This window comes from Enterobacter cloacae complex sp. FDA-CDC-AR_0132 (assembly GCF_003010695.1).
Lineage (GTDB): Bacteria > Pseudomonadota > Gammaproteobacteria > Enterobacterales > Enterobacteriaceae > Enterobacter > Enterobacter ludwigii.
Map to the genome: position 1 here is coordinate 4,197,519 of NZ_CP027618.1, position 13,461 is coordinate 4,210,979.

General features: G+C 55.7%; 12 protein-coding genes. 5 read left to right on the top strand and 7 right to left on the bottom strand.

Annotated features, from left to right (window positions below; translation table 11 throughout):
* Positions 1 to 4 precede the first annotated feature (4 nt).
* From AM379_RS20300 to ymcF, 6 genes are all read right to left on the bottom strand, one after another.
* Complete coding sequence (locus tag AM379_RS20300; RefSeq protein ID WP_040017600.1) at positions 5 to 811, bottom strand: ABC transporter permease; 807 nt, start codon at positions 809 to 811, stop codon at positions 5 to 7.
* Positions 801 to 1,703, bottom strand: a complete 903-nt coding sequence (locus AM379_RS20305; RefSeq protein ID WP_175392646.1) for an ABC transporter permease — start codon at positions 1,701 to 1,703, stop codon at positions 801 to 803. Before AM379_RS20305 ends, AM379_RS20300 begins: the two co-directional genes overlap by 11 nt.
* A 43-nt stretch (positions 1,704 to 1,746) precedes the next feature.
* Positions 1,747 to 2,760: an ABC transporter ATP-binding protein gene (locus AM379_RS20310; RefSeq protein WP_106504162.1), complete on the bottom strand. Its 1,014-nt coding sequence runs from the start codon at positions 2,758 to 2,760 to the stop codon at positions 1,747 to 1,749.
* Between the two features lie 15 nt (positions 2,761 to 2,775).
* Positions 2,776 to 3,921 (bottom strand): putative ABC transporter substrate-binding protein YdcS, encoded by a 1,146-nt coding sequence (ydcS, locus tag AM379_RS20315; RefSeq protein WP_020884016.1) that lies wholly within the window; start codon positions 3,919 to 3,921, stop codon positions 2,776 to 2,778.
* 273 nt (positions 3,922 to 4,194) lie between these two features.
* Positions 4,195 to 5,604, bottom strand: a complete 1,410-nt coding sequence (locus AM379_RS20320) for an aminotransferase-like domain-containing protein (protein ID WP_020884015.1) — start codon at positions 5,602 to 5,604, stop codon at positions 4,195 to 4,197.
* A gap of 82 nt (positions 5,605 to 5,686) precedes the next feature.
* Positions 5,687 to 5,875 carry a cold shock small protein YmcF gene (gene ymcF / locus AM379_RS20325; protein ID WP_020884014.1) on the bottom strand — a complete coding sequence of 63 codons (189 nt, stop codon included), beginning with the start codon at positions 5,873 to 5,875 and terminating at the stop codon, positions 5,687 to 5,689.
* Between the two features lie 394 nt (positions 5,876 to 6,269).
* Here ymcF and AM379_RS20330 point away from each other — a divergent pair, with 394 nt between their 5' ends.
* The 4 genes from AM379_RS20330 (at position 6,270) to hslJ (ending at position 9,373) form a co-directional block, all read left to right on the top strand.
* The gene (locus AM379_RS20330; RefSeq protein ID WP_063214366.1) at positions 6,270 to 7,670 is read left to right on the top strand and encodes a cytochrome ubiquinol oxidase subunit I; all 1,401 of its coding nucleotides are present in this window, start codon (positions 6,270 to 6,272) and stop codon (positions 7,668 to 7,670) included.
* On the top strand, positions 7,670 to 8,680 hold the full coding sequence (cydB, locus tag AM379_RS20335) for a cytochrome d ubiquinol oxidase subunit II (RefSeq protein WP_063214365.1): 1,011 nt from the start codon (positions 7,670 to 7,672) through the stop codon (positions 8,678 to 8,680). Before AM379_RS20330 ends, cydB begins: the two co-directional genes overlap by 1 nt.
* Positions 8,680 to 8,808 (top strand): DUF2474 domain-containing protein, encoded by a 129-nt coding sequence (locus AM379_RS20340; RefSeq protein ID WP_014170274.1) that lies wholly within the window; start codon positions 8,680 to 8,682, stop codon positions 8,806 to 8,808. The genes cydB and AM379_RS20340 overlap by 1 nt, the downstream gene beginning before the upstream one ends.
* A 127-nt stretch (positions 8,809 to 8,935) precedes the next feature.
* Positions 8,936 to 9,373, top strand: coding sequence for a heat shock protein HslJ (hslJ, locus tag AM379_RS20345; RefSeq protein WP_014170275.1), 438 nt, complete (start codon positions 8,936 to 8,938; stop codon positions 9,371 to 9,373).
* On the opposite strand, the gene AM379_RS20350 is transcribed toward hslJ, so the two are convergent.
* Entirely contained in the window at positions 9,374 to 9,640 is a 267-nt protein-coding gene (locus AM379_RS20350) for a putative hemolysin (protein ID WP_014170276.1), read from the bottom strand.
* Between the two features lie 273 nt (positions 9,641 to 9,913).
* Between AM379_RS20350 and nifJ the strand changes: the two genes are divergently transcribed.
* Positions 9,914 to 13,438, top strand: coding sequence for a pyruvate:ferredoxin (flavodoxin) oxidoreductase (gene nifJ, locus AM379_RS20360; protein WP_050736872.1), 3,525 nt, complete (start codon positions 9,914 to 9,916; stop codon positions 13,436 to 13,438).
* The last annotated feature ends 23 nt before the right edge of the window (positions 13,439 to 13,461 follow it).

The window sequence follows — 13,461 nt, forward strand, 5'->3', positions numbered from 1 at the left end:
AATGTTATTTCCCGCTTCCGGCACTGTTTTCGCCGTCGCGGGTTAGCCACCAGGCTCCCAGAATGGGTAGGGTTGTGACCAGCATCACCAGCAGTGCAACGACGTTGGTGACCGGCACGTCGCGCGGACGCCCGAGCTGATTAAGCAACCACAGCGGTAACGTGCGCTCGTGTCCCGCGGTAAATGTTGTGACGATGATTTCGTCAAACGAGAGTGCAAACGCCAGCATCCCCCCGGCCAGCAACGCCGAACCGAGATTCGGCAGGACCACGTAACGGAAGGTTTGCCAGCCGTCGGCCCCCAGATCCATTGACGCCTCGACCAGACTCCAGGAGGTGCGTCTGAAACGGGCAATCACGTTGTTAAACACCACCACCACGCAGAACGTGGCGTGACCGACCACGATGGTGAAAAAACCCGGCTCAAGGTCAATGGTTTTAAACGCCGTCAACAGCGCCAGACCGGTGATAATCCCCGGTAACGCAATCGGCAACAGCAGCAACAGCGAGATCGCATTTTTGCCAAAAAACGCGCTTCGCCACAGCGCCGCTGCAGCAAGCGTGCCAAGCACCAGCGCGATAGCCGTCGACAGCGCAGCGATTTGAAGTGACAACGTCACTGATTCAGTGATGTCGCCACGCCCCGCTGCCACGGTGAACCACTTCAAGGTCAACCCCTGCGGCGGAAAACTGAACGCGGCGTCTTCGGTGTTAAAGGCGTAGGTCGCAATAATCAGCAGCGGGAAATGAAGGAAGATAACGCCTCCCCAGGCTGCCACTTTCAGGAACAACGGTGCGCGTTCAGAGTGCATCGAATGCTCCCAGACGTTTCACGAACGCCAGATAAAGAGAGATGAGGACAATTGGCACCAGGGTGAAGGCCGCGGCCATGGGCATATTGCCGATAGCGCCCTGCTGGGAATAGACCATATTGCCAATAAAGTACCCCGGCGGCCCCACCAGCTGTGGAACAATGAAATCGCCCAGCGTCAGGGAAAAAGTGAAGATTGACCCTGCGGCAATGCCCGGGATTGCCAGCGGCAAAACGACGTAACGAAAAGTCTGGCGTGGTCGCGCGCCGAGATCGGCTGAAGCCTGCAGTAACGACGCGGGCAGCCGCTCCAGCGCCGCCTGTACCGGCAGGATCATAAACGGCAGCCAGATATAGACGAACACCAGAAAACGCCCCAGCCCGGAGGTGGAAAGCGTGTTTCCGCCAATGGCCGGTAGCGTAAGGATCGCGGTCAGGATCGGCTCCAGCCCCAGGTGGCTCAGAAACCACTGCGCCACCCCGTCTTTCGCCAGCAGCAGCGTCCAGGCATAGGCTTTAACAATATAGCTGGCCCACATTGGCAGCATCACGGCGATATAGAAGAACGCCTTCCACTTGCCGCGGGTGTAACGTGCCATGTACCACGCCATCGGAAACGCGAGGATAGCGCTGGCGATGGTCACCGCAATGGCCATCATCAGCGTACGCAGAATGATGTCATAGTTTGCCGGATTAAAAAGCGCCAGGATATTAGCAAACGTCAGGTCCGGCGTGACCGCCATGGTGAAATCGTCAAAGGTATAAAACCCTTGCCATAAAAGCGTGAGAAGCGATCCCAGATAAACGATGCCAAACCACATTAGCGGCGCGAGCAGCAGCAGGAACAGCCCAAGCGATGGCTTACGCCAGAACAGTGCGGTAAGGCGGCTCATGCGGCTACGGTGGGCGGGAGGCTGCGCGACATGCGTGTTCATGTCACCTCTCCTCTTGCAGGCGAACCATGGCATCACGTGACCACGACGCCATCACCGCCTGCCCCGGCGTCACACCGCTCAGCGTTGCGGCATCGCTAAAATTGGCCTGGCTGACCAGCAGTTTTGCACCGTCAGCGAGTTTTAGTTCAAGTCGCGTTGCCGCCCCCTGATACTGTACTGCCTGCACCACGCCCTCAACCTGAACCTCACCGCTCTCATTGAGGCGAATATGTTCCGGCCGTAAAGAATAGATGCCTTCCATCCCGCACACGTTGTGTGCCATACCGGCGTCAAACACGTTCGAGGTCCCGACAAAGCCCGCCACGAATGGCGTTCCTGGACGCATATAGAGATCGCGCGGGGTGTCGACTTGCTCAATGCGGCCATTATTGAAAACCGCGACCCGGTCAGACATCGACAGGGCTTCCCCCTGATCGTGAGTGACGAAAATAAAGGTGATGCCGAGCTCCTGCTGCAGCTTTTTCAGCTCGAACTGCATCTGCTCACGCAGTTTAAGATCGAGCGCGCCGAGCGGTTCATCCAGCAGCAATACCCGGGGTTCATTGACCAGCGCCCGCGCGATGGCGACACGTTGACGTTGCCCGCCGGAAAGCTGCGAAGGCTTACGCGTGACAGCAAAGCTTAGTCCCACTTTTTCCAGCGCTTGACGCGCCTGCGCATGCCGCGTTTTCTTGTCGATACCTTTGACCATGAGCCCGTACGCGACGTTGTCGAGGATCGACATATGCGGGAACAACGCATAATCCTGGAACACGGTATTCACATCGCGTTCCCAGGGGGGAAGTGCGCTCGCCTCTTTACCGAAGATTTTGATTGCGCCGCCTGACAGCTGCTCAAAACCGGCTATCAGACGCAGGCAGGTAGTTTTGCCGGAGCCCGAAGGCCCCAGCATGGAGAAAAACTCTCCGTCATGAATAGCAATGGTGACCCCATCCACCGCCCGCACGTCACCGTACAGACGGGAAACGTCATTAAACTCTACTGCGTACGTCATGTTCTGCTCCTGCGATTAACGGCCGCCCATGATAGCGATGTAATCCTGTGTCCAGCGGCTGTAAGGAACGAATTTGCCGCCTTCTGCAATCGGGGTTTTCCAGAACATGATTTTGTCGAAATAGTTGTAGCCGTTCGTTTCGCAGCCTTTATCGCCGAGCAATGTGCTGGCTTTACACCCTTCCGGCACCACAGGCAGCGAGCCAAACCAGGCCGCCAGATCGCCCTGCACTTTAGGCGTCAGCGACCAGTTCATCCATTTGTAGGCGCACATTGGGTGCTTGGCCTGCGCGTGCAGCATGGTGGTGTCCGCCCAGCCGGTTACCCCTTCTTTCGGGAAAACAGTGGCAACAGGCTGGTTCTCCGCTTTCAGGGCATTGGCCTGATAGGGCCAGGCGCTGGAGGCCACTACGCCTTCATTTTTAAAGTCGCTCATCTGAACGGTGGTGTCATGCCAGTAGCGGTGGATCAGCGCATGCTGGTCACGCAATACCTTCAGTACGGCGGCATACTGTTTTTCTGTTAGCTGGTACGGGTCGGTGATACCCAGCTGCGGCTGCGTGGCTTTGACAAACAGCGCCGCATCGGCGATGTAAATCGGGCCATCATAGGCCTGCACGCGGCCCTGATTGGTTTTACCGTCAGGTAAATTCTGTTTCGTAAAGACGACGCTCCAGCTGTCCGGCGGCGTCGGGAACGTTTTGCTGTTGTACATCAGCAGGTTTGGCCCCCACTGATACGGCGTGCCGTAGACGTTGCCGCCGACGTTAAACCATTCACCTTTGACGATCCGCGGGTCGAGGGTTTTCCAGTTTGGGATAAGGTCGGGGTTAATCGGCTGAACGCGTTTCCCCATGATCAGGCGCAGTGAGGCATCGCCCGAGGCAGTGACCAGATCGTATCCTCCTTTCGCCATCAGGCTAACCATTTCATCCGAGGTGGCCGCGGTTTTAACGTTCACCGCGCAGCCGGTCTCTTTTTCGAACTGCGTGACCCAGTCATAATTTTTATCGGTTTGTCCCCGTTCGATGTACCCGGGCCAGGCAATAATATCCAGTCGTCCTTCCCCGTCGCCGATAGCCTTCGGTGGCTCTGCGGCGTGCGCTGTCATGAGGGTCATGCCGAGCGCGCACAGGCTGCTGCGGGCAAATTTTTTGCTCATAAGAATTACTCCTGTCGCAATGAAATTTAGCGGCAGCCGTGCCGTAAAAATATCTCCCTAATTAAACGTAGACCGCGCAAATGCGCCGCACCGTGCGGCTTAAAGAAATTTCATCAAGGTGTGACCGAGGGCGCATTCCCCGTTAACTGGATTATAGACAAGGAGTTAGCGTTGAGAGGCGGTATGCAGATTTCCTATGATGCGGTACTGCGGAATATTCGCCGTGCCGCCATCAGGATAAGGAATGATTATTTTAGAAAGGTGCGGAGATTATTATTCGAGCATGCTGCTAATTAATTTCCCTAACTGAATCACAGCCTGTTCTTCCCGCTCCCCCCACGCCCACGAGGTATTAAACCGGAAGAACGGTGTCCAGGCGTCAGAGGTCGAAAACATCTTACCGGGGGCAATACTGATGTGGTGCATTAGCGCTTTCTCACTCAGCAGCCCGGCGTCCAGCTGCGCCGGGAGTTCCAGCCACAAAAAATAGCCGCTGTCGTTGTGATGAATTTTGACGCCTGCCGGCATATGGCGCAAAAGCGACTGCCACGCCTGCTGTTTGCGTTCGGCCAGCGTGCGTCGCAGGCGGCGAAGATGGGCGTCATAGCGTTTTGTCGCAAGGTAATCCACCAGCGCCAGTTGCATGGGTGAACTGGTCGATAAGGTGCTCATCAGCTGTAGCTGCTGAATGCGTCGCGCATGTTTACCTGCCGCCACCCAGCCGATGCGAAACCCCGCCACCAGACATTTCGAGAAGGACGAGCAGTGCAGCGTCATATCGTCACGATCCCAGGCTTTCGCTGGCAGAGGTTTCTCCCGGCCAAAATAGAGTTCGCTGTAGACATCATCTTCGATCAGGGTGACGTTGTGCCTGGCGAGAAGCGCGACCAGGTGCGCTTTTTTCTCTGCGCTGAGCGTGAAGCCGAGGGGATTTTGACTGTTGGTCATGAGCCAGCAGGCTTTGACCGGATACTCATTGAGCGCCTGCTCAAGCGCATTCAGATCGATCCCTTCGCGGACGTCCGTCGCCACCGACAGCGCTTTGAGTTTCAGGCGTTCCAGCGCCTGTAGCGCACCGTAGAAACAGGGGTTTTCGACAATCACCCAGTCACCAGGCTCGGTAACGGCCTGCAGGCTAAGATTCAGGGCTTCGAGTGCGCCTGCGGTAATGACAATCTCATCCGGCGAGATATTCATTCCCTGCTGCGCATAGCGGCGGGCAATGGCGTGGCGAAGGTCAACGTTACCCGGAGGCAGGTTTTCAATTACGCTCATTGCTGTGGCGGTTTTACTGACATTGGCCAGCGAACGGTTAAGTTGCTGCAGCGGGAAAAGCCGGGGGTCGGGGAAGGCCGAAGCGAAAGGAACCACCGACGGGTCGCGGCTGGCCTGTAATACGTCGAAGATATAGGTATTGATATCTACCACTTCGTCCCGCATCACCTGGGCAGGCGGCGCAGGTTGGTGTGCGGTCGGGCGCGAGGCAACGTAATAGCCCGACTGCGGCCTGGCGACGATACGCCCCTGGCTTTCCAGCATCTGATACGCGTGGCCCACGGTCATAAAACTCATGCCGCTGCTCGCGACCTGCTCTCGCAGAGAAGGCAGCTTATCGCCCGGCAACCATACGCCAAGCTCGATCTGCGAGATAATTTGTTGCGCCAGACGCTGGTATTTTTTCATCAGATTCTCCTTATGACCGACAGTGTATATCAGCAGGAGAAAAAGAGAAGATTTTGCTAACTGTTATAGTTAGCCAGATGCATTACTTACGCAGTTCGGTGACGTTACGCTGAGCGTGGCGGGCAGCGGCCAGATGATCGAGGGTAATCATCGACGATTTGCAAAAAATGCATTTTGCACCGAACGGGTTTTTCTCAGACACATCAAAAGCTGAGGTACGGTACTGCGAACCATGGCAGCATGGGCAGCGGAAATGGATATAAGAAGTCATAGGATTCTCCTGTAAACGTAAAAACGTTAATTGCTTAATGGGCCCTTCAGGCGATAGTGGTTTGAAACAAAAACTAATCGGAGTGTAGAAAAAGACCCAAGAGAGGCTGCGGAGAGGCACAACGTGATGAGAACTGCTTTATAAAACTACGTCAGATGTTTATTTGGACTCAAACCCAGAGGGCCATTAACGCATGATGTTGATAACAAGGCAAGCTGTTTAATGCATAAATTTCATAAAAATAATTTTTTTATTCTTTCACGCAAGCTATATCAGATGTGCAAAGCGTGATGTTTTCATGAACTGTTATAGGTAAATTTCGCTTTTCTGCGTCTGATACTCGTTATTTCGCCCCTATACCATAACAGCACACCGTTTGACATTGAGGTTGTGCATGTTTGGTTTAGATGCTTTTCATCTTGCACGGATACAGTTTGCCTTTACCGTATCCTTCCACATTATTTTCCCGGCAATCACCATCGGTCTGGCGAGTTATCTCGCTGTGCTAGAAGGCCTGTGGCTGAAAACCAAAAACCCGGTCTGGCGTTCGCTGTACCATTTCTGGTCGAAGATTTTTGCCGTTAACTTCGGTATGGGCGTGGTCTCCGGGCTGGTCATGGCCTACCAGTTTGGGACCAACTGGAGTGGGTTTTCACAATTTGCCGGCAGTATTACCGGCCCGCTCCTGACCTACGAAGTGCTTACTGCCTTCTTCCTCGAGGCAGGATTCCTCGGCGTTATGCTGTTCGGTTGGAATAAAGTCGGGCCGGGTCTGCATTTCTTTGCAACCTGCATGGTGGCGCTGGGGACCGTTATCTCAACCTTCTGGATCCTCTCATCAAACAGCTGGATGCAGACACCACAGGGCTTTGAAATCGTCAACGGACAGGTGGTGCCGGTGGACTGGTTTGCCGTGGTGTTTAACCCCTCCTTCCCGTATCGCCTGCTGCATATGTCGATAGCGGCCTTCCTGAGTAGCGCCCTGTTTGTCGGCGCATCCGCAGCCTGGCATTTGCTGCGCGGAAACAACACCCCCGCCATCCGCGCGATGTTTTCCATGGCGCTGTGGATGACCCTGATTGTGGCTCCCCTTCAGGCGATGGTGGGTGATATGCACGGGTTGAACACCCTGAAGCACCAGCCCGCCAAAATAGCAGCCATTGAAGGCCACTGGGAGAACCCACCGGGTGAACCCACCCCGCTGCTGCTGTTTGGCTGGCCGGATATGGAACAGGAGCGCACCCGCTTTGGGCTGGAGATCCCGACGCTTGGCAGCCTTATTCTGACGCACAGCTTCGACAAACAGGTTCCGGCACTGAAAGAATTTCCAAAGGAAGACCGGCCAAATTCCACCATCGTCTTCTGGTCATTCCGCATTATGGCGGGCTTAGGCATGCTGATGCTGCTGCTTGGGGTGACGGCGCTCTGGTTACGTTATAAAAAGCGCGTGTACGCTTCGCGTCCCTTCCTGTGGTTTGCCCTCCTGATGGGACCCACCGGGCTGATTGCCATCCTGGCCGGATGGGTCACTACCGAAGTGGGCCGCCAGCCTTGGGTCGTCTACGGGCTTCAGCGAACGAAGGATGCGGTTTCTGCCCATGGTGACTTGCATATGAGCGCGAGTCTGCTGGCCTTCTTCGTCGTCTACACCTCCGTATTTGGCGTGGGTTACAGCTATATGGTCCGCCTGATTAAAAAAGGACCTCAGCCTCATGAATCGTTTGCCACCGAGTCCGATGGACGTCCCGCACGCCCGCTTTCTGCCGTTACTACTGAACATAAGGAGCAACCATAATGGGTATCGATCTTTCCATTATCTGGTTTGTTATCATCGTCTTTGCCACGCTGATGTATATCGTGATGGATGGTTTTGATCTGGGGATAGGTATCCTGTTCCCGGCTACGCCTGATGCCGACGATCGCGATGTGATGGTGAACAGCGTTGCGCCGGTCTGGGACGGCAATGAAACCTGGCTGGTGCTCGGCGGTGCAGCGCTGTTTGGCGCGTTTCCGCTGGCCTATGCGGTCATTATTGATGCCCTCACTATTCCGCTGACGTTAATGCTGATCGGACTTATTTTCCGGGGTGTGGCATTTGAGTTTCGTTTTAAAGCCACGCCGGCACACCGCCCTTTCTGGGACAAAGCGTTTATCGGCGGTTCGATCCTGGCGACCTTTACCCAGGGCATGACGGTGGGCGCAGTGATCAACGGCTTTAGCGTCACCGGGCGTGCCTACAGTGGCGGACCGTTCGACTGGCTGACCGTTTTTAACCTGTTCTGCGGCGCAGGTCTGGTGGTGGCCTACGCGCTGTTAGGCTCGACATGGCTGGTGATGAAAAGCGAAAACGCGCTGCAACAGCGAATGCGACGGGTATCCAGAACGCTACTGATCCTGCTTCTGGTATTCATTGCAGCAATCAGCATCTGGACGCCACTGGCGCAGCCGGCCATCGCCGCGCGCTGGTTTACCCTGCCGAATCTTTTCTTCCTGCTGCCCGTGCCGGCGCTGGTGGTGATCCTGAGCCTGTGTCAGTGGCGTTGCCTGAATAACCCAGAGAGCCATCATCTGCCGTTTATCCTGACGTTAGGGCTGATTTTTCTCGGCTTTAGCGGACTTGGGATCAGCATCTGGCCGCACATTATTCCCCCGTCAATCACGCTCTGGCAGGCGGCGGCTCCGACACAAAGTCAGGGCTTTATGCTGGTGGGCGCGTTGTTGATCATTCCCGTGATTCTGGTCTACACCTTCTGGAGTTACTACGTGTTTCGCGGAAAAGTACAGCATGGAGAGGGTTATCACTGATGCAACAACCTTTCTGGAAAAGAGTCATGTGGCTGGCCATTATCTGGGGCGGCAGCGTACTGGCACTCGCGGCGGTCAGTATGCTCTTTCGCATGTTAATGACGGCCGCAGGGTTTAAATCGCACTGATCGTATTGCGGGCAACGACAACGTTGCCCGGTACCCGCCCGCACTTTCAGATAAACCCCATTAACGCACGGCAGAGTATCGTTACACTGAAAAAAAGATTCACAGTGTCTATCGTCTGAGAAGAAAAATGAAAAAGCTCATTGCGTTAAGTGTTATCAGTCTTGTCCTCACCGGGTGCGTTAATCCTGGTAAAGCCTCCGTTCAGCCGGACCAACTTAAGAGCCACCGTTTTGTGCTGGAGAATGTGGACGGGAAAGCCGTTAAGGCCACGACAACGCAACCAGAGATCAGCTTCAAAGCCCTGTCTGATATCAGTCTGGTTAATAACATTAGCGTTTCCGGCGTGATGTGTAACACGTTTAACGGACAGGGGAAATTGTCCGAAGGTGAGCTCAAGGTCAAAACGCTCGCCATGACGCGCAAGCTCTGTACCGAACCACAGTTAAACGAACTGGATCAGGCCATTGGCGACATGCTGCGCAAAGGGGCGCAGGTCGACCTGACTGAAGACCAGTTAACGCTGGCGACAGCCGATAAAACGCTGATGTTTAAGCGTGCGGAGTAATCAGTAGTTTCCGCAGGATCCTACGGCAAGCGACTGTTCACTGCAGCGTTTGCCGTTTGGCAATGCGCACATCCCGATAGCTGAGCCGTCAAGCTGGCGGGCAACAGACAGCGAGCCGCCAATCATCGCGCAGTTGGCTTGTCCAGAGCTGGACATCGCCGCTTTCATTCCCGGCGTTACGTGTGCCGCCGTTGCCTGCTGAACAGGTTCACTGCTGCATGCCGATAATAATAACGCGGCACACCCGACCCAAAATGCTGAACGCATGCTCTCTCTCCCCCATTAATAATGCGAAACCTATGCATAATAGGCATCCCATGCCGTGTCGTCGAGAGCGAAAGTGCGTATTTATGCGCTCCTGAAACAATTTCTCGCAATTTTTTCGCCAAAATATTGATCTACTCATTGATGTCGAGAATACCGAGGACACAAAAGCGAAAATCGTAAAATCCGACCTTTGCTAAACTAAGGGAATAATATTCAAAGCCCGTTGTGTTTTTTTCGGGCTCCTTTTTTTGCGCAATGTAAGGGTGTTGTCCTATGCAAACTATTGACGGTAATGGTGCAGTCGCGTCCGTCGCGTTTCGCACCAGTGAAGTTATCGCCATCTACCCAATTACGCCAAGTTCTACGATGGCCGAGCAGGCCGATGCCTGGGCGGGAAACGGACTGAAAAACGTCTGGGGCGACGTCCCAAGAGTCGTGGAAATGCAGTCTGAGGCTGGCGCTATCGCGACCGTCCACGGGGCGCTGCAGACCGGTGCTCTGTCGACGTCATTCACCTCGTCGCAGGGATTATTGTTGATGATCCCGACGCTCTATAAACTGGCAGGACAACTTACCCCGTTTGTGCTTCACGTTGCCGCACGAACCGTTGCGACACACGCCCTCTCCATCTTTGGCGATCACTCAGACGTAATGGCCGTCCGCCAGACCGGTTGCGCCATGCTGTGCGCCAGCAGCGTTCAGGAAGCACAGGACTTCGCGTTAATTTCGCATATGGCGACGCTGAAGAGTCGCGTGCCCTTTATTCATTTCTTTGATGGTTTTCGTACCTCTCACGAAATCAATAAAATTGTTCCGCTGGCTGACGACACCCTCCTCAATCTTCTGCCGCAGGCGGAAATCGACGCGCATCGCGCCCGTGCGCTGAACCCGGAACACCCGGTGATCCGCGGGACATCGGCCAACCCGGATACCTATTTCCAGTCCCGGGAAGCAACGAACCCGTGGTACAACGCCGTTTATGATCACGTTGAGCAGGCGATGGATGATTTTGCCGCGGCCACCGGACGTCAATACAAACCGTTTGAATACTACGGTCATCCGCAGGCGGAACGGGTCATTGTGCTCATGGGGTCAGCCATTGGCACCTGTGAAGAGGTAGTGGATGAACTGCTGACCCGTGGTGAAAAAATCGGCGTGCTCAAAGTGCGGCTCTACCGACCGTTTTCCGCGCGACATTTGCTCTCCGCCCTGCCGGAAAGCGCGCGCACCGTGGCGGTGCTCGATCGCACGAAAGAGCCTGGCGCGCACGCAGAACCTCTGTATCTGGACGTCATGTCCGCGCTGGCTGAAGCGTTTAATTGCGGTGAGCGCGAAACACTGCCGCGCGTGATCGGGGGTCGCTATGGGTTGTCCTCCAAAGAGTTTGGCCCGGACTGTGTGCTGGCGGTGTTTAATGAGCTGAGCGAGGCTAAACCAAAACCGCGCTTTACCGTCGGTATTTATGATGACGTGACCAACCTCTCTCTGCCCCTGCCGGAAAACACGCTGCCTTCCACCGCAAAACTCGAGGCGCTGTTTTATGGACTGGGCAGCGACGGAAGCGTCTCCGCGACCAAGAACAACATTAAGATCATCGGGAACTCCACGTCGTGGTATGCCCAGGGGTATTTTGTCTACGACTCCAAAAAAGCAGGCGGGCTGACCGTTTCCCACCTGCGCGTCAGCGAGCACCCTATCCGCTCGGCGTACCTTATCTCACAGGCTGATTTTGTGGGCTGTCACCAGCTGCAGTTCATCGATAAGTACCAGATGGCAGAGCGCCTGAAACCGGGCGGTATTTTCCTGCTCAATACGCCATACAGCGTGGATGAAGTCTGGTCGCGGCTGCCGCAGGAAGTGCAGGCGGTGCTGAACCAGAAAAAAGCCCGCTTCTACGTCATTAACGCTGCAAAAATTGCCCGCGAGTGTGGTCTTGCCGCGCGAATTAACACCGTGATGCAAATGGCCTTCTTCCACCTGACGCAGATCCTGCCGGGAGACAGCGCGCTAATGGAACTGCAGGGGGCGATTGCCAAAAGCTACAGCAGTAAAGGTCAGGAGCTGGTCGAGCGTAACTGGCAGGCGCTGGCGCTGGCGCGCGAGTCTTTATTTGAAGTACCGCTGCAAGCGGTTGATGCGTCCAGCCCGAACCGTCCACCGGTGGTTTCTGACGCAGCACCGGATTTCGTGAAAACCGTGACGGCAGCCATGCTGGCCGGGCTGGGTGATGCCCTTCCCGTCTCCGCGCTGCCGCCGGATGGCACCTGGCCGATGGGCACCACGCGCTGGGAAAAACGCAACATCGCCGAAGAAATCCCCATCTGGAAAGAGGAGCTGTGTACCCAGTGTAACCACTGCGTAGCAGCCTGCCCGCACTCGGCCATTCGTGCCAAAGTGGTCTCCCCGGAAGCGATGGAAGACGCCCCGGCCAGCCTGCATTCACTTGATGTGAAATCCCGTGATATGCGCGGACAGAAGTATGTTCTGCAGGTCGCTCCGGAAGACTGCACCGGATGTAATCTGTGCGTTGAGGTCTGTCCGGCGAAAGATCGTCAGGATCCGGACATCAAAGCCATCAATATGATGTCGCGCCTCGAGCATGTCGAAGAAGAGAAGGTAAATTATGACTTCTTCCTGAACCTGCCGGAGATCGACCGCAGCACGCTGGAGCGTATTGATATTCGTACCTCGCAGCTCATTACTCCGCTGTTCGAATATTCAGGCGCCTGCTCCGGCTGCGGTGAAACGCCGTATATCAAGCTGCTCACGCAACTGTACGGCGACAGAATGTTGATCGCTAACGCCACGGGCTGTTCATCAATCTATGGCGGTAATCTGCCTTCCACGCCGTACACCACCGATGCCCACGGCCGCGGTCCGGCATGGGCGAACTCGTTGTTTGAGGATAACGCCGAGTTTGGTCTGGGCTTCCGTCTGACCGTTGACCAGCACCGCGCACGCGTGATGCGGTTACTGGAACAGTTTGTCGGCCACATCCCGGCGGAGCTGAATGAGGCGTTGCACGCCGATGCAACGCCAGAACGTCGTCGTGAGCAGGTTGCGGAACTGCGCAACGCTCTGCAGGGCGTAGAAGGTGCCGGGCAGCTGTTGACCGACGCTGACGCGCTGGTGGAAAAATCAATCTGGCTGATTGGCGGTGACGGCTGGGCGTATGACATCGGCTTTGGCGGGCTGGATCACGTGTTAAGCCTTACCGAAAACGTCAACATTCTGGTTCTGGATACGCAGTGCTATTCCAACACCGGTGGCCAGGCGTCAAAAGCTACCCCGCTTGGCGCAGTAACTAAATTTGGTGAACACGGCAAGCGCAAGGCGCGTAAAGATCTCGGCGTCAGCATGATGATGTACGGCCACGTGTATGTCGCGCAAATCTCGCTGGGCGCGCAGCTGAACCAGACGGTGAAAGCCATTCAGGAAGCGGAAGCCTACCCGGGTCCGTCACTGATCATTGCCTACAGTCCGTGTGAAGAGCATGGCTACGACCTGGCACTCAGCCACGATCAGATGCGCCAGCTGACCGCAACCGGCTTCTGGCCGCTCTACCGGTTCGACCCGCGCCGCGCCGATGAAGGTAAATTGCCTCTGGCGCTGGATTCACGCCCGCCTTCCGATGCGCTGGCCGAAACGTTAATGCAGGAACAGCGCTTCCGTCGCCTCAACGCGCAACAACCAGAGGTGGCCGAGCAGTTGTGGAAAGATGCCGCCGCCGATCTGCAAAAACGGTATGATTTCCTGGCGCAAATGGCCGGAAAAGCGGAAAAACCCACCCGCGACTGACTCTCCTTCTGCCCGGCTTGTCC

Excerpts from the sequence above, each read along its gene's own strand:
- AM379_RS20305 (WP_175392646.1), bottom strand. The coding sequence starts at position 1,703 with ATGAGCCGCCTTACCGCACTGTTCTGGCGTAAGCCATCGCTTGGGCTG.
- AM379_RS20330 (WP_063214366.1), top strand. The coding sequence starts at position 6,270 with ATGTTTGGTTTAGATGCTTTTCATCTTGCACGGATACAGTTTGCCTTT.
- hslJ (WP_014170275.1), top strand. The coding sequence starts at position 8,936 with ATGAAAAAGCTCATTGCGTTAAGTGTTATCAGTCTTGTCCTCACCGGG.
- AM379_RS20350 (WP_014170276.1), bottom strand. The coding sequence starts at position 9,640 with ATGCGTTCAGCATTTTGGGTCGGGTGTGCCGCGTTATTATTATCGGCA.
- ydcS (WP_020884016.1), bottom strand. The coding sequence starts at position 3,921 with ATGAGCAAAAAATTTGCCCGCAGCAGCCTGTGCGCGCTCGGCATGACC.
- AM379_RS20310 (WP_106504162.1), bottom strand. The coding sequence starts at position 2,760 with ATGACGTACGCAGTAGAGTTTAATGACGTTTCCCGTCTGTACGGTGAC.
- AM379_RS20320 (WP_020884015.1), bottom strand. The coding sequence starts at position 5,604 with ATGAAAAAATACCAGCGTCTGGCGCAACAAATTATCTCGCAGATCGAG.
- cydB (WP_063214365.1), top strand. The coding sequence starts at position 7,670 with ATGGGTATCGATCTTTCCATTATCTGGTTTGTTATCATCGTCTTTGCC.
- AM379_RS20300 (WP_040017600.1), bottom strand. The coding sequence starts at position 811 with ATGCACTCTGAACGCGCACCGTTGTTCCTGAAAGTGGCAGCCTGGGGA.
- nifJ (WP_050736872.1), top strand. The coding sequence starts at position 9,914 with ATGCAAACTATTGACGGTAATGGTGCAGTCGCGTCCGTCGCGTTTCGC.
- ymcF (WP_020884014.1), bottom strand. The coding sequence starts at position 5,875 with ATGACTTCTTATATCCATTTCCGCTGCCCATGCTGCCATGGTTCGCAG.
- AM379_RS20340 (WP_014170274.1), top strand. The coding sequence starts at position 8,680 with ATGCAACAACCTTTCTGGAAAAGAGTCATGTGGCTGGCCATTATCTGG.